The sequence below is a fragment of the Thauera sp. SDU_THAU2 genome (assembly GCF_038260575.1).
Taxonomy (GTDB): domain Bacteria; phylum Pseudomonadota; class Gammaproteobacteria; order Burkholderiales; family Rhodocyclaceae; genus Thauera.
This window is the reverse complement of record NZ_JBBWUN010000003.1, coordinates 1,065,516-1,084,814: the sequence shown is the minus strand read 5'-3', so window position 1 is coordinate 1,084,814 and position 19,299 is coordinate 1,065,516. Positions and strand designations below refer to the sequence as shown.

The 19,299-nt window shown below is 62.4% G+C and carries 16 protein-coding genes and 1 pseudogene; 5 read left to right on the top strand and 12 right to left on the bottom strand.

Features of this window, described 5'->3' with window-relative positions:
- The first annotated feature begins 60 nt into the window (after window positions 1-60).
- Complete coding sequence (locus tag AAFL97_RS06215; protein ID WP_341644186.1) at window positions 61-2,328, top strand: arginine/lysine/ornithine decarboxylase; 2,268 nt, start codon at window positions 61-63, stop codon at window positions 2,326-2,328.
- A gap of 132 nt (window positions 2,329-2,460) precedes the next feature.
- On the opposite strand, the gene AAFL97_RS06210 is transcribed toward AAFL97_RS06215, so the two are convergent.
- The 6 genes from AAFL97_RS06210 to AAFL97_RS06185 all read right to left on the bottom strand — a co-directional run bounded on the left by AAFL97_RS06210 (window position 2,461) and on the right by AAFL97_RS06185 (window position 9,083).
- Window positions 2,461-3,192 (bottom strand): ABC transporter ATP-binding protein, encoded by a 732-nt coding sequence (locus tag AAFL97_RS06210; protein ID WP_341644185.1) that lies wholly within the window; start codon window positions 3,190-3,192, stop codon window positions 2,461-2,463.
- Window positions 3,189-3,968, bottom strand: a complete 780-nt coding sequence (locus AAFL97_RS06205; RefSeq protein WP_341644184.1) for an ABC transporter ATP-binding protein — start codon at window positions 3,966-3,968, stop codon at window positions 3,189-3,191. Before AAFL97_RS06205 ends, AAFL97_RS06210 begins: the two co-directional genes overlap by 4 nt.
- A complete protein-coding gene (locus AAFL97_RS06200; RefSeq protein WP_341644183.1) occupies window positions 3,965-5,182 on the bottom strand; it encodes a branched-chain amino acid ABC transporter permease in 1,218 nt (405 codons plus the stop codon). Before AAFL97_RS06200 ends, AAFL97_RS06205 begins: the two co-directional genes overlap by 4 nt.
- Window positions 5,182-6,099, bottom strand: coding sequence for a branched-chain amino acid ABC transporter permease (locus tag AAFL97_RS06195; RefSeq protein WP_341644182.1), 918 nt, complete (start codon window positions 6,097-6,099; stop codon window positions 5,182-5,184). Before AAFL97_RS06195 ends, AAFL97_RS06200 begins: the two co-directional genes overlap by 1 nt.
- A gap of 48 nt (window positions 6,100-6,147) precedes the next feature.
- A complete protein-coding gene (locus AAFL97_RS06190; protein ID WP_341644181.1) occupies window positions 6,148-7,314 on the bottom strand; it encodes a branched-chain amino acid ABC transporter substrate-binding protein in 1,167 nt (388 codons plus the stop codon).
- Between the two features lie 224 nt (window positions 7,315-7,538).
- Entirely contained in the window at window positions 7,539-9,083 is a 1,545-nt protein-coding gene (locus AAFL97_RS06185) for a CoA-acylating methylmalonate-semialdehyde dehydrogenase (RefSeq protein WP_341644180.1), read from the bottom strand.
- Between the two features lie 268 nt (window positions 9,084-9,351).
- Here AAFL97_RS06185 and AAFL97_RS06180 point away from each other — a divergent pair, with 268 nt between their 5' ends.
- Together AAFL97_RS06180 and AAFL97_RS06175 are read left to right on the top strand one after the other, a co-directional pair.
- The gene (locus AAFL97_RS06180) at window positions 9,352-9,969 is read left to right on the top strand and encodes an amino acid synthesis family protein (RefSeq protein ID WP_341644179.1); all 618 of its coding nucleotides are present in this window, start codon (window positions 9,352-9,354) and stop codon (window positions 9,967-9,969) included.
- Window positions 9,970-10,000: 31 nt separating this feature from the next.
- Window positions 10,001-11,137: a LysR family transcriptional regulator gene (locus tag AAFL97_RS06175; RefSeq protein ID WP_341644178.1), complete on the top strand. Its 1,137-nt coding sequence runs from the start codon at window positions 10,001-10,003 to the stop codon at window positions 11,135-11,137.
- Here the strand turns inward: AAFL97_RS06175 and cobA are convergent.
- From cobA to AAFL97_RS06160, 3 genes and pseudogenes are all read right to left on the bottom strand, one after another.
- Window positions 11,103-11,889 (bottom strand): annotated as a pseudogene (gene cobA / locus AAFL97_RS06170) (uroporphyrinogen-III C-methyltransferase). The gene AAFL97_RS06175 and the pseudogene cobA overlap by 35 nt on opposite strands.
- A 64-nt stretch (window positions 11,890-11,953) precedes the next feature.
- The gene (locus AAFL97_RS06165) at window positions 11,954-12,283 is read right to left on the bottom strand and encodes a c-type cytochrome (RefSeq protein ID WP_341644177.1); all 330 of its coding nucleotides are present in this window, start codon (window positions 12,281-12,283) and stop codon (window positions 11,954-11,956) included.
- 10 nt (window positions 12,284-12,293) lie between these two features.
- Window positions 12,294-13,862: a cytochrome D1 domain-containing protein gene (locus AAFL97_RS06160; protein WP_341644176.1), complete on the bottom strand. Its 1,569-nt coding sequence runs from the start codon at window positions 13,860-13,862 to the stop codon at window positions 12,294-12,296.
- A gap of 184 nt (window positions 13,863-14,046) precedes the next feature.
- On the opposite strand from AAFL97_RS06160, the gene pdxR reads away from it, so the two are divergent.
- Window positions 14,047-15,549, top strand: a complete 1,503-nt coding sequence (gene pdxR, locus AAFL97_RS06155) for a MocR-like pyridoxine biosynthesis transcription factor PdxR (protein ID WP_341644175.1) — start codon at window positions 14,047-14,049, stop codon at window positions 15,547-15,549.
- A 228-nt stretch (window positions 15,550-15,777) separates the two neighbouring features.
- On the opposite strand, the gene AAFL97_RS06150 is transcribed toward pdxR, so the two are convergent.
- The 3 genes from AAFL97_RS06150 to AAFL97_RS06140 form a co-directional block, all read right to left on the bottom strand.
- A complete protein-coding gene (locus AAFL97_RS06150) occupies window positions 15,778-16,605 on the bottom strand; it encodes an ABC transporter permease (protein ID WP_341644174.1) in 828 nt (275 codons plus the stop codon).
- 1 nt (window position 16,606) lies between these two features.
- Complete coding sequence (locus tag AAFL97_RS06145) at window positions 16,607-17,455, bottom strand: ABC transporter permease (protein WP_341644173.1); 849 nt, start codon at window positions 17,453-17,455, stop codon at window positions 16,607-16,609.
- Window positions 17,456-17,543: 88 nt separating this feature from the next.
- Window positions 17,544-18,542 (bottom strand): ABC transporter substrate-binding protein, encoded by a 999-nt coding sequence (locus tag AAFL97_RS06140; protein ID WP_341644172.1) that lies wholly within the window; start codon window positions 18,540-18,542, stop codon window positions 17,544-17,546.
- A 334-nt stretch (window positions 18,543-18,876) separates the two neighbouring features.
- On the opposite strand from AAFL97_RS06140, the gene AAFL97_RS06135 reads away from it, so the two are divergent.
- The gene (locus tag AAFL97_RS06135; protein WP_341644171.1) at window positions 18,877-19,290 is read left to right on the top strand and encodes a RidA family protein; all 414 of its coding nucleotides are present in this window, start codon (window positions 18,877-18,879) and stop codon (window positions 19,288-19,290) included.
- The last annotated feature ends 9 nt before the right edge of the window (window positions 19,291-19,299 follow it).

Here is a 19,299-nt window from a genome sequence, read left to right as displayed (position 1 = left end):
ACGCTCCGCACTCGGCATCGGATGGCTGCAGCGCGGCTTTAGCTCGACACAGGACTGCCAATGCAATTCCATTTTCCCATCGTCATCATCGACGAGGACTTTCGCTCCGAGAACACGTCCGGCCTGAGCATCCGCGCCCTGGCTGAAGCGATCAAATCAGAGGGTTTCGACGTCCTGGGCGCGACCAGCTACCATGACCTCAGCCAGTTCGCCCAGCAGCAGAGCCGTGCCAGTGCCTTCATCCTGTCGATCGACGATGAAGAGTTCATCTCCGACGCCGAGACTGCACCGGCATTGCAGAGCATCCGGCTCTTCATCAGCGAGGTCCGGCGCCGCAATGTCGACGTGCCGATCTACCTCTACGGCGAGACGAAGACCGCTCACCATGTGCCCAACGACATCCTGCGCGAGCTGCATGGCGTCATCCACATGTTCGAGGACACGCCGGAATTCGTCGCACGCCACCTCATCCGCGAGGCGAAGAACTACCTCGCCGGCATCAAGCCGCCCTTCCTGAAGGCATTGCTCGATTACGCGGAAGACGGCTCCTATTCGTGGCACTGCCCCGGGCACTCCGGCGGTGTTGCCTTCCTGAAGAGCCCCGTCGGCCAAGTCTTCCATCAGTTCTTCGGCGAGAACATGCTGCGCGCCGACGTCTGCAATGCGGTCGAAGAACTGGGACAACTGCTGGATCATAACGGCGCCATTGGTGCCAGCGAACGCAACGCGGCACGCATCTTCAATGCCGACCACTGCTTCTTCGTGACGAACGGCACCAGCACCAGCAACAAGATCGTCTGGCAGCACGCGGTGGCGCCGGGCGACGTGGTGGTCGTGGACCGCAATTGCCACAAATCCATTCTCCACAGCATCATCCTGACGGGGGCGATCCCCGTCTTCCTGCGCCCCACCCGCAACCATTTGGGCATCATCGGGCCGATTCCACGCCAGGAGTTCTCGCGCGAGGCCATCAAGGCGAAGATACGCAGCCATCCCTTGCTGGCCGGCGTCGACGCCGAGACAGTCCGGCCACGGGTGCTGGTGCTGACGCAATCGACCTACGACGGCATTCTCTACGACACCGAAACCATCAAGGCCGCACTCGACGGCTACGTCGAGGCGCTGCACTTCGATGAAGCATGGCTTCCGCATGCGGCCTTCCACCCCTTCTACGGCAGCTATCACGCCATGGGCAAGAAGCGTGCGCGGCCTCGCGAGTCGCTGGTGTATTCGACGCAATCGACCCACAAGCTGCTGGCAGGCATCAGCCAGGCCAGCCATATCCTGGTGCAGGACTCGGCCACACGCCGGCTCGATCGCCATCTGTTCAACGAGGCCTACCTGATGCACACCTCGACCTCGCCGCAATACGCCATCATCGCAAGCTGCGACGTGGCAGCGGCGATGATGGAGCCGCCGGGAGGCCGGACACTGGTCGAAGAAAGCATCGTCGAAGCCCTGAACTTCCGGCGTGCGATGCGCAAGGTGGGCGAGCAGTTCACCGCAGACGACTGGTGGTTCGAGGTCTGGGGGCCGACAACGCCGGAACAGGAAGGGATCGGAAGCGCGCAGGACTGGATCATTTCCGCCAGCGAACCCGACGGGCAATGGCATGGCTTCGGCCCGCTTGCCGATGGATTCAACATGCTCGACCCGATCAAGGCCACCATCGTGACGCCCGGACTGGACATGGACGGCCATTTTGGTGCCACCGGCATCCCCGCGTCGATCGTCACCAAGTTCCTGGCCGAGCATGGGGTGATCATCGAAAAGACCGGCCTCTACAGCTTCTTCATCATGTTCACCATCGGTATCACCAAGGGCCGCTGGAACTCGCTGGTGACCGCGCTGCAGCAGTTCAAGGACGACTACGAACGCAACGTGCCGATGTATCGCGTGCTGCCGGAATTCTGCCGGAAGTACCCGCGCTACGAAGAAATGGGACTGCGTGATCTGTGCCAACACGTGCATGCGCTGTATGCCAGGCATGACATCGCCCGCCTGACGACCGAGATGTACCTCACCGAAGCCGTTCCGGCAATGAAACCCAGCGAGGCCTACGCGCACATCGCGAACCACAGGACCGAGCGCGTCGACATCGAGCGCCTGGAAGGCCGCGTCACCACCAGCCTGATCACCCCGTACCCGCCGGGCATTCCGCTCCTCATCCCCGGCGAGATGTTCAACCGGACCATCGTCGACTATCTCAAGTTCTCGGGCGAACTCAATCAGTTGGCCCCCGGCTTCGGCACGGACATCCACGGATTCGTCGAGCTGCCGGGAGAGCACGGCCAGCCCCGGTACTACGTGGATTGTGTTGCGGCGTAAGCGGGACACCCTGGCCAGCTTCCCGCCTCCCTGACTCCGGAAAAAAATGAGGGCCGAAGCCATCGTGCGCTTCGGCCCTCGCCAGCAAGAATGTTTCCTATGCGTCAAGTCCCATCAGGACGCCCGGCGCTGTCAATGGACCGAGGCCTCCCCGCCGAAATATGCCTCGCTGACTTCGGCACTCTGCCGCAAATCCTCAGCAGACCCTTCCACGGCCACCTTGCCTTGAGAGATCACATAGCCGTGGTGAGAGACTTCCAGCGTCTGCCTGACGTTCTGCTCCACCAGCAGGATGGTGCATTCGTCATCGCCCAACTGGCGGATGAGCTTGAAGTTCTCCTTCACGAACAGCGGCGACAGCCCCAATGAAGGCTCGTCTATGACCAGCAGGCGCGGATTACTCATCAGGCCACGCCCAATGGAAAGCATCGACCGCTCCCCGCCGGACAAAGTACCCGCGAATTGCTCCCGCCGCTCGGCCAGGCGCGGAAACAGCGTCATGACCCGCTCCAGGCGCGAGGCGATCTTCGCTCGTGAATTCTCCAAGTAGGCCCCGGCCATCAGGTTGTCCAGCACCGACATGCGCGGGAACACCCTGTTACCCTCGGGAATGCACGCCAGCCCCTCTGCAACCACGCGGTGCGTCTCCCAGCCGGTGATGTCCTTTCCCAGAAAACGCACCGTACCCTGGCGGACCGACGCCAGCCCGAAAATCGCCTTGATGAGCGTGCTCTTACCCACCCCGTTGGCGCCCAGCAGGCAAGTGATCTCCCCGTCTCGCGCCTGCACTGAAATCCCATTGAGCACATTGGCGTTTCCGTAGCCTGCCACGAGATTATCCACGGTCAGGATTGCTTCGCTCATGCGTCTTCTCCCAGGTAGGCCATGCGCACCTGTGCATCGGTAGTGACCTCGCGATAGCTGCCCTCGCAGATCTTCTTGCCGAAGTTCAGCACCACACAACGCTGGCTGACTCGTTCGATGACCTGCATCTCATGCTCGATCAGGACAATGGACAACTCAGGACGCTGGGACTGGAAGGCCGTCACATCGTCCATCAGGCTGAACGTCTCCTCATGCGTCATGCCCGCCGACGGCTCGTCGAGCAGCAGCAGCTTCGGCTCACCCAGCAAGGCGCGGCATAGTTCGATTCGGCGACGATCGATCATGTTGAACGAACCCGCGGGCTCGAAAAGCCGGTCGGCGATATACGGGTTGAAGCGCGCGCACAGATCCCGGGCCGTGCCGATGAACGAGGCAATGGAACGATGCGTGGCCCTGCGGGCGAACAGGTTGCGCAGCAGTCCGTTGTGCAGCCGGTTGTGCGCGCCCAGCAGCAGGTTGTCGAACACGGACAGCTCCAGCAACAGCCTGCAGCGCTGGAAGCTGCGTGCGATTCCGGCACGATTGATCTCGGCGGGCGCCTTGCCGAAGAGGTCTGCATCGCCGAACCGGATGCTGCCTGCAGAGGGCTTATAAAGGCCGGTCACCACATTGAAGAATGTCGTCTTGCCGGAACCGTTCGGCCCCAGCAGGCCCACCACCTCGCCAGGGTGTACCTCCAGGCTGAAGGAGTCGAGCGCCACCAGGCCGCCAAAGCGCATGGTCACGTCGCGGCAGGAAAGAATGGTCGAACTCATTGTGCACCTCCCGTGACCGAGAAGTCCCGCATCCGGCGCGGCACCAAGCCCTTGGGCCGGAACAGCAGGATGGCCACCACCGACACCGAGAAGATCAGAATCCGGTATTCCTGCAGCGACTGCAGCTTCTCCGGCACCAAGACCACCAGAGCAGCCGCCAGCAGCGCCCCCCAGGTATTGCCGATGCCGCCGAGGATGACGATGGAAATCAGCAGCAGTGATTGCTCGAAGGTCGCTCCCGCCGGACTGACGAAACTGGTCAGTCCGGCATATACGGCGCCGGCGATGCCGATGAGAACGTTCCCGAGCAGGAAGGCGGTGATCTTCCAGCGCTGCAAATCGATGCCGAAAGTCGAGCTGACCAGTTCGTCGTTGCGCAAGGCATCGAAATTAAGGCCGATGGCCGACCATTCCACGGCATGGGCCAGCAGCGAAGCGAGCAGAAACACGGCAAGAGCCAGCAGCGCGTAACCGAAGTAGAACGACACTTCGCGGCCTGCGATCTCCAGGCCCTGGCCCATGTCCCATCCCAGGATGCTCAACGGTCCCAGTTGCAGCCCCTGTGCGCCACCCAGGTGCTCGTTCACCTGCAGGAACGAACTGCACAGGATGCCGAAGGCAATGGTCACCAGCGCGGAATAATAGCCGCGCGTACGCAAGACCGGAAGCAGCAGGATGGCGCCGATGGCCGCCGTCACGATGCCACCCACCAGAATTGCCAGCCCGTGTGGCAGCGCCGTATTCTGCACGAGCACCGCCACGGTATAGCCGCCGCAGGCAAAGAAGGCCGCACCCGCGAAATTCGCTATGCCCGCAAAGCCCGTCTGGATATTGATCCCGGCGCAGGCCGCTGCATACAGCAGCACCGTGGCTACCATCAGCAGCGCATAGTGTTCCGCATGGAAGAGCAGCAGCAGCATGCCCGCAGCAGCAGCAAAAATTGCCCGTGCCACGCCGGGCCTGCGGTCGGCAAAGGCTCCCGCCTTACCCAGCACGCCACTGCGCTGGCCACCCCACCACAAAGCTGCCGCAGCGGCCAGCGTGACCACCAGTGCGAGCTCGGACTCGAAGGCAAGGAGCAGAGCCAGGATGGTGGTGGCAGCCCCGACCGTGAGGATGAAGGGCAGCGATCGTGCATCGCGCGAAATGGGAGCGGTGACGGATTTCAGCGGCTCCGCGGTGGGTATTGCCGTTGTCGTGGTTCTCGGATTCATCAGACACGCTCCTGGAAACGCTCGCGCAACAGACCGGTGGGCCGGAAGGCGATGATGAGGATCATCATCGTGAAAGCGAAGACGTCCTTGTATGCGCTGGGAATGGGCAGTGCGACCGTGGCAAATGTCTGCAGCCCGGCGAACAGGAATCCGCCCATCACCGCACCCAGCAGACTGCCCAGGCCGCCCACCACCGCGGAGCAAAAGCCGATGACGCCCAGCATCACACCCATGTTGAAGATCACTTGCCGGTAGTAGAGCCCGGACATGATTCCCGCCAGTGCGCCCAGGCTGGAGCCGAGCACGAAGGTCAGGATGACCACCCGCGTGAAGTTGATGCCCATGAAACGGGCGGTCTCCTCGTCCTGGGCAACGCCTCGCACGGCCAAGCCAAAACGCGTATGGTTGAGCAGGAAATGGGTGCCGAAGATGGCCGCAGCACCGGCCAGCAGGATGATGATGCTGCTCGCTCTCATGCTGGCCCCGCCGAATTCGATGAGCGTGTCGGGCAGCACCATCGGAAACGGGTTGGGGTTGGAGCCCCCGGGCACGAACAGGCGCAGGGCCTCGCGAATGGCAGTACCGGTCATCAAGGTGATGAGCAGTACGTTGATTGGCGGCGCTTGCCGCAGCGGCAGCACGAGGTATCGCCCGATCAGCACGCCCGCCGTGCCGGTGACGATGACGGCCAGCACGATCATGCCGAAAACCGAACCCGGTCCGCCGGCGCCTGCTGCAGTGGCCAGCAGAATGCCGGCCAGTCCGGCATAGCCCCCCAGTGTCAGCACATCTCCATGTGCAAACTGCACGACGTCAACGACGCCGAAATACAGCGAGAAGCCCACGGCAACGATCGAGTAGATCAGTCCCAGCATCAGGAAGTTGACCAGATACTGGAAGGCAAATGACAGTTCCATGTCGTATTGCTCCCTTTGTTGATGGCAGTGCGTTCTCGTCCGGGGGCTTTACTTCTCCTCCTTGGCGTATCTGCTGTCGGCCCAATAGACCCACTTGCCGTCCTGAACGACATACTGGTGGGCGCTGGTGATGTTCTGGCGGTGGTCGTCGAAGCTGATGGGGCCCACCAGGCTTTCATAGTCGCGCGTGGCATTGAGTTCCTCGCGGACCTTGGCGCGATCGGGGCCGACCCTCTCGATCACATCCATCAGCAGATTCGCAGCGCTGTAGGCAAAGGGACCGTATGCATCCGGCTCCTCCTTGAAACCTGCCGCTTTGTAGGCCGCCAGGAAATCGGTCCCCTTCGCGTACTTCTCGATCGGGGCGCCGTTGTGGAAGGACACGACCCCCTCGGCCACCGCTGCGCCAAGGCCGGCAACGAATCCTTCGTTGAGGATGCCGGAGACGCCGATGAACGGCGTGGCAATGCCGATGCGCTGCAGCTGCGCCTTGATGGCCACGCCCTGCGGGGTCAGCCCGCCGAACCAAATGACGTCGGGTTTTCCGCGCTGCGCCGCGGTGAGTTCGGCGGAAAAATCCTGCTGGGTCACATCCACCCCGTAGGAGCCGGTAACCGTAATGTCCGGATACTGTTTGAGGGCCTCGGCGAAATGCACGCTCTGACCCTTGCCGTAGTCGGTGGTGTCGTAGATCATCGCCACCCGCTTGAAACCCGCCTTGTGCACGTACTCAGCGGCCAGGTTGCCCTCGTTGATCATCGTGCCGTTGACGCGATGGATCTCCTTGTAGTCGTTGCCGTAGGTGATTTCGGGCAGCACCGCGCCCCAGATGACGAGCGGCAGGCCGAAGCGATGGAAGGTATCCACGGTCACGATGGCCACGGCCGAACAATAGTGGCCAACTGCGCCGATGATCTTGCGGTCGGTCGCCGCCCGCGTGACGACCTGCACCCCGACCGCGGGCTTGCACTCGTCGTCGAGCTTGACCAGCTCGAACCGGTACTTCTTGCTCGGGTCGGCATTGTGCTGATCGACGGCCAGTTGCGCCGAATTGCGCCCGCCGAGCCCGGTGGACGAAACGCCTCCCGTCAGCGGGCCGATGAACGCGATTTTCACGAGATCCTTGGCCGTCGCCGATACGGCGCCGAGCGTCAGTAGCGTTGCCATCGCGCAATGCACTGCAGTACTGGCAATCCGATGGAATGTCCTGTTCATGTGTGTCTCCTATTTTTTATGCTGGCACTTTGGCCTTTTCTGCTTCACGGCTGCGCCGGCTCAAACGTCGGTGCGAGCCATCTGAAGGTCTTTCGCTTGCAACCCGGACGAGTGAATGTCCGGGAGTTCAGCGCAGTGAATAATCTGAACGGCTACCCGGGCCCTTCCATGGGTCGGCGGATGCCCGCATCCGCCGACCCTCCGCCGTGGCGTGGTCCGTACTCTTATTTCGAAACCGGCATCGAGAATTCAGCACCCTTGGCAATGCTGTCGGGCCAGCGCTGCATGATGGATTTCTGGCGGGTGTAGAAGCGCACCCCCTCCTCGCCATAAGCATGCATGTCGCCGAACAGGGAACGTTTCCAGCCGCCGAAGCCATGCCAGGCCATCGGCACCGGGATCGGCACGTTGACGCCGACCATGCCGACCTCGATACGGCGGCCGAATTCGCGTGCAGCATTTCCATCACGCGTGTAGATGCTCACGCCGTTGCCGAACTCATGGCCATTGATGAGGTCGATCGCTTCGCCGAAATTCTTCACGCGCACGCTGGCGAGTACCGGGCCAAAGATTTCTTCCTTGTAGATGCGATGGTCCGGGGTGACGTAGTCGAACAGCGTGCCACCCAGCCAGAAGCCGTTGGAGGTGTCGGTGCCGCTCCCCGCACCGGCCAACTTGCCATCGAATTGGCGGCCATCGACCAGCAGCCTGGCGCCTTCCTGAACACCCAGCTCGATGTAGTTGCTGATTCGCTCATGTGCGGCCTTGGTGACGATCGGGCCCATTTCGGCGTCGAGGTTGGTGCCATCGAGCACCTTGAGCGCCTTGGTACGCTCGACAAGCATGGGAATGACCTTGTCGGCCGTCTCGTCGCCCACGAACACCGCCACGCTGATCGCCATGCAGCGCTCACCCGCCGATCCGTAGGCGGCACCAATCAGTGCATCGACCACCTGGTCGAGATCCGCATCGGGCAGCACCACCAGATGGTTCTTTGCCCCACCCAGTGCCTGCACGCGCTTGCCGCGGCGGGCACCGGTCTCGTAGATGTAATTGGCGATGGGCGTGGAACCGACAAACGACACTGCCCGCACATCCTCATGATCCAGCAACGCATCGACCGCCTCCTTGTCGCCCTGCACCACGTTGAACACCCCGTCGGGCAGGCCAGCCTGCTTCAGCAGTTCGGCAATCAGCAGGCTGGGGCTGGGGTCGATCGGGCTGGGCTTGAGCACGAAAGTGTTGCCCGCAGCGATGGCCACCGGAAACATCCAGGCCGGCACCATCACGGGGAAATTGAACGGTGTGATCCCGGCCACCACGCCCAAGGGCTGGCGCAGCGTCCAGTTGTCGATGCTGGTGGAGACCTGGTCCGTGAAATCGGACTTGAGCAGTTGAGGAATGCCGGTAGCGAACTCGACGATTTCGATGCCACGCGTGACTTCGCCCTGGGCATCGGTGAACACCTTGCCGTGCTCGGCCGTGATTAGCCGCGCCAGATCATCCCGATGGGCATTGAGCAATTCCAGGAATCTGAACAGGATGCGTGCGCGGCGCAGCGGCGGAAGATTGCTCCAGGCGGGGAAGGCTGCCTTGGCCGATGCGACGGCCGCATCCACTTCCACGCTGCTCGCCAACTGCACCTGGCCAGTGATCTGGCCTGTGGCGGGATTATGGACATCCGACAGCCTATTATCGGCACCATCGTATTTCCGCCCCCCGATCCAGTGGGTAATCTTGGCGCCCGTCAAATTCTTGTCTGAATTCATGTTGTCTCCTTCGATACGGCGAAATTCGGAATGACGTGGAATGGCTGGCCTACCGGCCAATCACCACGCAATCCATGGGATTGTTCGACCTCCTGCCAAGCGTGGTTGACGATATGCCCGTATCGCGCAATCGCATATCCGGAAAAATGCAAGACCGCTTGCACTTTTGTAGGCTGACTCGGCACAGGGCTGTCGATAGAGTCCAAAGAGCAATTGGAACTCACCAATCGCAATCTTTCGACCATCAAAAGAATCAGTGGAGATAGACATGGAAAACCCATCCATCCCAAGCATTCGTCAGATCTACGTCATCGAGCGGGAGACCCTCAGCGAAGGCGGAAAGAATGCATCGACACCTGTTCGCCATGTCGTGGCTGGCGCCGTTTTCAAGAATCCCTACGCAGGCAAGGGGGCCGCTTCGACCGAAGAGCTGGACCACCTGGCGGCCATCTCCTTCGAAGTGGGCACTATCCTGACCAAGCGCGCGCTGGCCGGTTTCACTGCCGAAAACTGGCCCCGCGCCTACGGCAAGGCAGTGATCATCGGTACCGCCGGCGAGACCGAGCATGGCGCGGCGCTGATTCACCCTCGCCTGGGTCTAGCGCTACGTACCGGCCTCGGGGCCGGCCCCGCGCTGATTCCAGGCAACGCCAAGATCGCTGCAGCGGGAAGTACCGTCGATCTGGTGTTTGGCGGCGCCAACGATGCCTGGGACTACGATGCCATGGACGGCATCGAGGTATCGATTCCCGGCGCCCCGGCACCGGATGAAATCGTTCTGTTCGTCGGCTTCGGCACAGCGCGCGTCAACGCGCGCGTGCTGGGCGCCAGCGCCGACAAGGTTGCGGAAGCAGTTGCCAGAATCATCGCCGGCAAGAACAAATAGATCGCAGCGTCAAAAAAATAGGCAGTCACGCATGGCTGCCTATTTCTCGCCGACTCACGGCCATTTCCAGAACATCGAATCGGCACGCCGCCGTCGCCAAGGCAGGCACGCAGCACACCCGTCAACTCCGGACGTCCTGCGGGACCACCCGACTCGCCTTGCCGGCAATTACGCCGGCCATCACATCAGGGGCGGTTCGCCAGCATCGACATTGTACAATTCGACGCTGCTACCACTGCAGGCTGGACCTTGGGCCTATTCATCAATGGGAACCAAATTTCTTTCCCTGGACCAGCTCGGCTGGGACCAGTTGCGCGCCTTGCTGGAAACCGTCAGAAGCGGCTCGCTTGCTGCCGCAGCCAAGAGACTTGGCGTTGACCAGTCCACGGTCAGCAGGCGCCTTGCCCAGGTGGAATTCAGCACTGGAAGCACCCTCTTCAAGCGCGATCACAAGGGGCTGGTGCTTACACCGCTGGGCCGGGAGGTCTTCATCCGGATCGAGCGCATGGAGACGGCACTCCACGAGATTCAAGGGCTTAGCGCACAAGGCCAGATGGTGAGCGGCTGCGTCACCATCGCATCGATGGAGGGTGTCGGCTCCCTGCTGATTGCCCGCGTGGCGAAGGATGTGGCGGATCGGTATCCCGAAGTGGAAATCCATCTCGTGACCACATCCAATTATGTGGATGTCGCCAAGCGCGAAGCCGACATATTCGTAAGCTTCTTCGAGCCCAGGGCTACTTCACTGGTGACATGCAAGGTCGCCGACGTACCCTTCCATCTTTACGCCAGCCGGCATTATCTCCAAGGCCGCATCATCTCCAGTCCCGACGATCTGACCGTCAACGACAGGTTCATCAGCTACATCGACGACCCGATTTACCTGCCCTCTGCACGCTGGCTGGAGCGCATAATCAGGAACCCCAGAATTTGCTTCCGCGCCACCAGCATGTTCTCGCAGATGTCCGCGGCCCAGGAGGGCGTCGGCATCGTCATACTTCCGTCATACGCGAATGCAGGTGAGGTAGGTCTGACCAAAATCATGGAAGAGCGGCAATTGACGGTACCCTTGTATGTCAGCGTACAGCACGACCTCCAATACCTCCCGCACATTCGCGCTTGTCTGGATTTCGTCAAATCCTATCTGGAGTCGAAAATTCCGGAATGAGGGGGCTTGGAGAAATTCGGTTGGTCCACGACATCCCCACGACTGCCCCCACGAGCACCACCGCCGGGCTGCGCAGCCCGCTTTCCAGCGCCGCAACCAGGTTGCCCACCATCCCCCGCCAGCACCGCTCGTCGCCGCAGCCGGCGTTCATCACGACGGCAGCCGGCGTGTCTGCGCGCATGCCTGCGCGGCACAAGGCATCCCGGATTTCCGCCAGGCGGCTCATGCCCATGTAGATCACCAGCGTCGTACCGCCGGCGCACAGCGCCTGCCAGTCCGGACTGTCGCCGGCGGCGGTACGGGCAGTCACGAAAGTCACACCATGTGCAAGCTCGCGATGTGTCAGGCCGATACCCAGTGCCTGGGCAGCGGCGATGCCTGCGCTCAGGCCGCTGACGATCTCGACCTCGACACCGTGTTCGCGAAGGAAGGCCGCTTCTTCACCGCCACGGCCGAAGAAGCCTGGATCCCCCCTTCATCCGTGCCACGGCCCGCCCCGCCAGCGCGTGCGCAAGCATCCGTGTGTTGATGTCGTCCTGCCGAGCCGAGCGTGGATTGCCGCCACGTTTGCCGCAGAATTCCAGCAGCGTGCCGGACCGCGCATAACGAAGCAGATCTTTTCCCACCAGATCATCGATCAGCCACACATCGGCCCGCTGCAGTACGCGTAGCGCACGCAAGGTAATGAGGTCTGCGCTACCGGGCCCCGCCCCTACCAGCCAGACCTTGCCTACGGTTCTTGCCCTGTCCATCACCGCCTCCCGCATCCACAAAAAATGGCCGGCGATGATCTGCCGGCCAGGGTGAAACGACCGTTTATGGCCGTGCAGGCCTGGAGGCGTAGTAGTCGGCCAGGGCTCTGATGAGCGCGGCATCCAGCGGCTCGGCCATGGAGTTCATGACCGGGTCGGTGCGTTGCCGCTGCTTGAAGTCGTCCAGCTGCTTGACCAGGTATTCGACTTTCTGCCCCGCCAGATTGGGATACAGGCCCTCGCTGCTGATGCCGTCGATGCCGTGGCAACTCGCACACAAAGGCAGAATCGCCGCAACTTCCGGCGCAGGCGCCGAGGATTCGGCCGCTCGAACATGCGCGGACAGAGGTGCGAGCGAAAGGGCGAAAAGAATGAAGGCTATCGGTTTCATCATGGACTCCTGGTCAGAACGGGCGGGTTTCCGGCAAGCCGACGCTCACCCACCGCGTGCGGGCGCGCGAAAATATCCCGGCCGGGCTTTCCATGCGGTGCTCGGCAAGCAGCTCCAGGGTGGTGCTGTCGTAGATGCGCACACGATCTCCCCAGTAACCGGCGCTGACGTACATGGCGTCGCCGGCGCGGTTGTATTCGGGGAAGAATGCGTGCCCGCCGACGTCCAGTGTCCTGGCGACCTCCAGGGTATTCTTGTCGATGAGCTGGATCAGCGACGCACGCTTGTCCTTGTCGACGATGTCGACCGCCACATAGGGCGCATTGGGGTGTGCCGCAGGCGATTCGGTCGCACCGGCCACTTTCACCTGCTTGACCACCGAGAAGTCCTTGGTGTCCCACACGGTGACCACCGAACCCAAGTCGCAGGTGCCGATATTGGTGCCGAAGGCGAGGAAACGGCCATTGACTTCCGTCACCGCCCCGGATCCGACATGCGGCTGGCAACCGGCCGGGATGTCGGCCACCACCTTGTTCTCCTTGAAGTCGATGGCGACGAGCTTGTTGTCGCCATAGGAAGCCACCATCGAGTAACGGCCATCCGGCGTCAGGAAGGTGTCGTGCAGCATTCGCCCGACGCCTGTGAGCTTCGTTACCGGCATGTCCGGCTTGTCCAGATCGATGATCCAGATCTGTCCGGCCTGGCGCAGCGTGAGGGCGAACTTGTTGTTGATGCGGCTGCCGATCACCGGCCCACCGGCAGACTGCACGAACTTCCCGTCCGGGTCCTTGCCTTCGAGCTTCAGATACTTGACCGGCTCCAGCGTGTCGGCATCGAGGATGGCGACGATGTTGGGCACGAAGGAGCTTACCGCGAGCCATTTGCCGTCGTTCGACAAGGCAATGCCCGGCCCGGTCAGCCCTGCCTTGGCGCGGCGCACCACTTGCAGGGTGTAGAGATCGACCTTGTGCACCACGCCGTCGTCGCTCTTGAGCCAGGCCCAGCGCTCGGCCACCGGGCTGAAGTCCATGATGTGCGGGCCATCCGTGCTCAGTTCGCCGACCACACGATGGCTCTTGCCGTCGATGAACACGGCCTTGGCATTGCCGTTCTCGCCGCCCCTGCCGTAGCGTCCGCGCGCCATCACCACCATCAGGTCGTAGACCGAATCGATGTCGTAGGTCGGTTTGTCCGGCAGCGTCTTCTCGTCCACCAGTACTTCGACACTGGCACGGATATCCTCCAGCCCCCATTCCGGAGTGCTGGCCGGCCGGGTCTTGATGAGCTTGGCGAGCAGGCGGATGTCTTCGTCCGCCAGACGGCCGACGAAGGGCGGCATCAAGGTATCGGCGATGCCGGTCATGATGGTGCCGCGCAGGGCGGCCTCGCTCTGCACCAGGCGGTCGCTGGTCAGCGCCGGCGCAATGTAGCCGCCCCGGTTGGCGGCATGACAGACTGCGCAGTTGTCCTGGAACAGTGCGTCGGCCCTGGACTGCTCTTCCGGCTGGAGGCTCCAGGCTGCACTACAGGCTATCGACAACAGGGCGCCCGACAACAATTGTGCGTATCGTGGTGTATGCATGATGTCCTCCCTGGACATGGCTGTGATGGTCGTACCATGACCACTATGCAGACATGGGTTTATCCTGTAAGGACACAGCCGTGCCCAATCGGTGGATACAGCGAGGAACGGCAGATGCTGCATACTCGGAACAGGCGTGCCACCGTTTCCGGCTCAAGCAGCCTCTCACGCACGAACCGACACCATGCGCAACAAACTGCTTTCCTTGCCCATTCAGCTCGCGCACGACAGCGGCGAGCCTTACAAACAACAGATCGCTCGCGCCATCGAAGAATTGATCGTCACCGGGCGGCTGCAGGCTGACGATCAGCTACCCTCCATCAGCGAGTTGATGGCGATGCTGAAGGTGTCCAAGAACACGGTGCTGGCGGCATACCAATTACTGCACGACGCAGGATTGATCCGTAGCGAACTGCGCAGAGGCTTTTTCGTCGAGGCGATCGGCGGCTGTGCAGCCAAGCCCGCCGAACTGGCGTTGAAGCCCCCATCGCCTCCGCTGGTATGCGCAGATACCGTACGCCCCGTACACGCACCGGGCGTACATATTCCCCCGCCACCCGTGCCGGTGCGTTTCGATTTCAAGGTCGGGCGCCCTTCCCCCCATGCTTTCCCATGGCGTCGCTGGGCCGCGCTGTCCAGTCAATTGCTGCGCCATGCCGGACGTGCAATCGGCGAATATTCGCCGGCGGAAGGCTTGTGGGGCCTGCGCATGCAACTGGCCGACTACCTGGCCTCGGCCAAGGCGCTTGCAGTCGAGCCGGAGCAGATCATCATCGTTGCCGGCTGCCAGGAGGCGCTGAGCCTGATCGTGGCGAATTGCCTGGACGACGGTGCCGAGGTGGTCATGGAGAGCCCTGGCTATACCGGCTTCAGTCACCTGCTGGCCCAGCATCGCGCCCATGGCATCCAGATTCCGGTGGACGCCGAAGGGCTGCGCACCGATTTGCTGCCGGAACGGGCGCTGCCACTTGCCTATGTGACGCCATCCCACCAGTACCCCCTCGGCTACACCTTGTCACCGCCGCGCCGCCGGCAATTGCTGGAATGGGCGGCACGCAACGGCACGCTGATCATCGAGGACGACTACGACGGCGACTTCCGCTACGAGTCCGCACCATTGCTGCCCCTGGTGGCGATGGACCCGGCCCGGGTGATCTACCTCGGCACCTTCTCCAAGGTACTCGGCCCCGGCCTGAGGCTCGGCTACATGGTCTGCCCGCCCGCGCTGGTCGACAGCATCACCCGGCGCAAGGCACTGCTCAACAACGGCTGCCCCTGGCTGGAGCAAGCGATCATGGCGCGCTACCTGGAAAGCGGGGAATACTCCCGTCATGTGCACTCCCTGCGCCACCGCTATCGCAGGCAGCGTGACAGCCTGCTCGACGGCCTGCAGCGCACCTGGGGACAGGCTGGCGAAGTCAGCGGTCAACATGGTGGAATGCACGTCGCCTTCCGCCTGCCCGCGGGGAGTGCAAGCGCCGCCGAGGTGGCGCGCAGGGCATTGGTCCGCGGCGTACGGTTATACACACTGCCGGAGGCCGCCAGCGGAGGTGGGATCGAGGAGCGGATTCTGCTGTTCGGCTATGCAGCGCTCGACGACAACGCCATTACACAAGCGATGGCCCGCCTAGCCTCGGTACCGGAACCGGCGCCGTCATCGCTGATGCCTGAACAAGCCATTCAATGATTTCGATACAGGCGCCGAACCCCAGCGCCTGGTTTTCTGCCCCCATGCCATTAGGGGCCAGTGCCCTGAGAAGAACGCCATGCGTTGTGCTCGCGCATGGATTGGAAATCGTTGATTCCCAGCATCAGGACAAGCAGTTCGAGCGGCGAGTGGAGCCCCGGCAGATCCGATGATGCTGGACCACCTCTCTGCTTCGGAGATTACCGGGACATGTGCAGTTGCCCGGCTTCAATGCTCGTTCTCGATGTTGAGTATCTTCCCCAATCCCAAAAAGTAATTCGCGAAGGCCAGCACGGCAGCCGTCACCGCGATGTAGACCACCGACAACGCGGCCAGGGTGGGATCGGCGAACTCGCGCACGTAGTTGTACATGGACACCGGCAGCGTCTGCGTCTGCTGTGTGGTGATGAACAGCGAGGCGGTGAATTCGCTGAAGGACATGATCGCCGCGAACAGCCAGCCGCCGAACAGCCCCGGCGCCAGCAGCGGAATGGTCACCGTCAGCAGCACCTTCAGCGGCGGCGCGCCGAGGCTGGCGGCGGCCTGCTCCAGGCGCTCGTCGAGGTTTTCCATCGACACATACACGCTGCGCAGCACGAAGGGCAGCACCAGCATCACGTGGCAGAGGATGACGGTGCCGTAGCTGCGGTTCAACTGCACCTGCGACACCAGGATCAGCAGGCCCAGCCCCAGCGTGAAGTGCGGTACCACCAGCGGCGAATGCAGGATGGTCAGCAGCAGGCGCTTGCTCGGGAATTCGGTGCGCTTGACCGCGATGGCCAGGCCGGTGCCGATGGCCAGCGCCAGGAAGGACGCCCAGCCCGTCACCACCAGGCTGGCATGGAAGCCCTCGCGGAAGTCCGGATAGGTGAATACCCGCGCGAACCAGGCCAGCGAATACGATTCGGGCGGGAAGCTGATGATGGCTTTCTCGTTGAAGGCCGCCACCGTCACCACGACCACCGGCAGCAGCACGAAGGCCAGCAGCAGGACGATGAGCACGGGGCCGGCGATGCGCAGCGGCAAGGGCAAGGCGCTTTGGATGTGACGGCTCATGTCAGTGGCCTCCCATGGCCTTGAGGGGACGAGTGAGGAAGCCCAGGGCGAGAAGCGCGGCTGCGGTCAGGACGAGGCCCATGATGCTCAGGCTGGCGGCAAGCGGGAAGTTCATCGACGAGAAGCCGAGCTGATAGACCAGCGTGGACACGGTCGGCACGCGGCCGCCGCCGATCATCTGCGGCGTGGCGAAGGCGCTGAACGTCCAGGCGAAGGACGTCGTGATGCTGGCCAGGATGCCCGGCATGGACAGCGGCAGCGTCACCGTCAGGAAGGTGCGCACCGGGCCGGCGCCCAGGCTGTGGGCGGCTTTTTCGTAGTCGCGGTCGATGTGGGAGATGGCCGTGGCCAGCATCAGCACCACCACCGGAATGGTGACGTGCACCAGCGCCACCAGCACGCCCAGGTGGGTGAACATGAGTTCCAGCGGCCACTCGATGATGCCGAGCGAGCGCAGCATGCTGTTGATGAAGCCGTTGCTGCCCAGCACCGCGATCCACGAGTAGGTGCGCACGATCTCGCCCAGGAACAGCGGCGCGATGGAAACGACCAGGATGAAGGACTTGAGCGCGCGGTTCTTCACCCGCACCAGGGCATAGGCCAGCGGGTAGCCGGCCAGCAGTGAGAAGATCGTGGTTTCCACGCTCAGCAACAGCGTATTGGTGAAGGCGTCGACATAGATCGACTTGCCCATGCCCTGGAAGTTGGCCAGGGTGAAGCCGCCGACATCGAGCGAGCCCGGCACGAAGGCCCGGAAGCTGAACTGGAATACTGCCGCCAGCGACACGGCGATGCTCACCGCGATGAACACGGCCGGCCATACCAGCCAGGTGCGTAGTTGGGAACGCATGGGGGAAGAAGCCTATTGTTGTCGTGGATTTTCCGGCGCCTGCGCCCGCAAGGACGGGGCGCAGGAGCCGTTCAGTACGCGGAAAACCTCAGTTCATGATGTTTTCGGTGAACCACTTGCGCCAGTCGGCGGTCTTTTCCGCGCGCAGCTTGTGGTCGATCACGATGGCCTGGGTGTCCCATTGCTCCTTGGTGGTGAACACGCCGGGCAGGCTGGCGTCCTCCGGCGACACCGTGGCGTTATCGACTACCGGGCTGGCCTTCTTGTAGGCGACGATCTTGGACTGCACCTCGGGCGACAGCGCGATGTCCATGAACTTGTAGGCCAGCTCGGTCCTGGTGCTGCCCTTCATGATGCCCATCGTGTCCACGCCGAGCACGGCGCCTTCCCTGGGCATCGCCACCTTGATGTTCACGCCCTGGCCGGCCATGTGATAGGCATTCATGGACAGCAGCACCTGCACCGGCGTCTCGCCGGTGGCGATGAGCTGCTGGCCGTTGGCGTCATTGGTATAGAAGGCCTTGAAGTTGGGCTTCAGCGCCTTCAGCTTGTCCTGGCCCTTTTCCCAGGTGGCGGCATCGCCGCCGGACAGCAGGGCGGCAACGGCGATCAGGTGGCTCGGATCGAAGTCCGGCGCCGCGATCCGGCCCTTGAGCGCCGGGTTCCACAGATCGTTCCAGCTTTCGAACTTCACGCTGGGCGGCACGATGTCGGGCCGGTAGCCGATGGAATAGACATAGGCCCAGCTGCCGATGTGGTAGTCGCTGATTCGGGCGGCGTCCACCAGATGGCTGTAATTGGGGATCCTGCTCGTGTCCAGCTTCTCGAACAGGCCGCCGTCGATATACAGCCAGCCGATGTGCGAGGTCGTGAAGGTGATGTCGCTTTCGGGCCTGGACGCGAGCTTGGCCTTGTTCAGGCGGTCGATGGTGCCGCCGGTGATGTATTTGACCGGCACGCCGGTCTGGCGGGTGAATTCCTTGCCGATGTTTTCCTCGATCAGGTCGCGGAAGCTGCCGCCCCAGGTGCTGATCACCAGTTCTTCCTGCGCCCAGGCTGCGCTTGCGCCGATCGCGGAAGAGAGCACACACATTGTCAAAAGCTTGCGAATCATTTCAGTACCCTCTGTCGGATTGAAAATCAGGCGCCACGAAAAGTCGCCATCCATGGCAGCTTGCGGATCTGTCCGGCCATTCCTGCCGGATCACGAGGCCCGATGATGTAAAACCCGGGCCACCCAGCCAAGTAGCCTTTTCTGTAGGGGGGCCTCACATTTTTCTAGGCCTGCCCGAAAGCTCGGCCACCAATGCGCCGGCAAACGGAACGGGAATTTCCTGAATGGCCCCGCCGGAAAAAACAAATGGCTCCTGCGCCGCTTTCAATCGACGATGCGAATTCCTTCAATCCGTCCATCGCCGACCATGAAACACACCCGCATTCGCCCGTTCAATACCAGGCAGACCTATCCGGAACAGAAGCTCGACAATGACCTGTGCCAGGCCGTCGTGGCGCGCGGGCGCATGGTTTTCCTGCGCGGCCAGATCGGCCAGAACCTCGACACCTCGGAGAGCGTGGGCATCGGCGACGTGACGGCCCAGACCGAACAGGCAATGTCCAACATCGCGATGCTGATGAAGGAAGCCGGCGGCGAATTGCAGGACATCTGCAAGATCACGATCTACATCGTCGATCCGCGCTACCGCGAGGCGGTCTATCTGGTGGTGGGCCGCTGGCTCAAGGGCGTGTTCCCGGTCTCCACCGGCATCGTGGTATCGGCGCTGGCGCGGCCCGAATGGCTGGTGGAAATCGACGCCACCGCCGTCATCCCGGACTGAGCCTTCCAC

What these genes read in the sequence shown, in the direction of transcription:
- AAFL97_RS06215 (WP_341644186.1), top strand. Translation starts at nt 61, where the DNA reads ATGCAATTCCATTTTCCCATCGTCATCATCGACGAGGACTTTCGCTCC.
- AAFL97_RS06210 (WP_341644185.1), bottom strand. Translation starts at nt 3,192, where the DNA reads ATGAGCGAAGCAATCCTGACCGTGGATAATCTCGTGGCAGGCTACGGA.
- AAFL97_RS06205 (WP_341644184.1), bottom strand. Translation starts at nt 3,968, where the DNA reads ATGAGTTCGACCATTCTTTCCTGCCGCGACGTGACCATGCGCTTTGGC.
- AAFL97_RS06200 (WP_341644183.1), bottom strand. Translation starts at nt 5,182, where the DNA reads ATGAATCCGAGAACCACGACAACGGCAATACCCACCGCGGAGCCGCTG.
- AAFL97_RS06195 (WP_341644182.1), bottom strand. Translation starts at nt 6,099, where the DNA reads ATGGAACTGTCATTTGCCTTCCAGTATCTGGTCAACTTCCTGATGCTG.
- AAFL97_RS06190 (WP_341644181.1), bottom strand. Translation starts at nt 7,314, where the DNA reads ATGAACAGGACATTCCATCGGATTGCCAGTACTGCAGTGCATTGCGCG.
- AAFL97_RS06185 (WP_341644180.1), bottom strand. Translation starts at nt 9,083, where the DNA reads ATGAATTCAGACAAGAATTTGACGGGCGCCAAGATTACCCACTGGATC.
- AAFL97_RS06180 (WP_341644179.1), top strand. Translation starts at nt 9,352, where the DNA reads ATGGAAAACCCATCCATCCCAAGCATTCGTCAGATCTACGTCATCGAG.
- AAFL97_RS06175 (WP_341644178.1), top strand. Translation starts at nt 10,001, where the DNA reads ATGGCTGCCTATTTCTCGCCGACTCACGGCCATTTCCAGAACATCGAA.
- AAFL97_RS06165 (WP_341644177.1), bottom strand. Translation starts at nt 12,283, where the DNA reads ATGATGAAACCGATAGCCTTCATTCTTTTCGCCCTTTCGCTCGCACCT.
- AAFL97_RS06160 (WP_341644176.1), bottom strand. Translation starts at nt 13,862, where the DNA reads ATGCATACACCACGATACGCACAATTGTTGTCGGGCGCCCTGTTGTCG.
- pdxR (WP_341644175.1), top strand. Translation starts at nt 14,047, where the DNA reads ATGCGCAACAAACTGCTTTCCTTGCCCATTCAGCTCGCGCACGACAGC.
- AAFL97_RS06150 (WP_341644174.1), bottom strand. Translation starts at nt 16,605, where the DNA reads ATGAGCCGTCACATCCAAAGCGCCTTGCCCTTGCCGCTGCGCATCGCC.
- AAFL97_RS06145 (WP_341644173.1), bottom strand. Translation starts at nt 17,455, where the DNA reads ATGCGTTCCCAACTACGCACCTGGCTGGTATGGCCGGCCGTGTTCATC.
- AAFL97_RS06135 (WP_341644171.1), top strand. Translation starts at nt 18,877, where the DNA reads ATGAAACACACCCGCATTCGCCCGTTCAATACCAGGCAGACCTATCCG.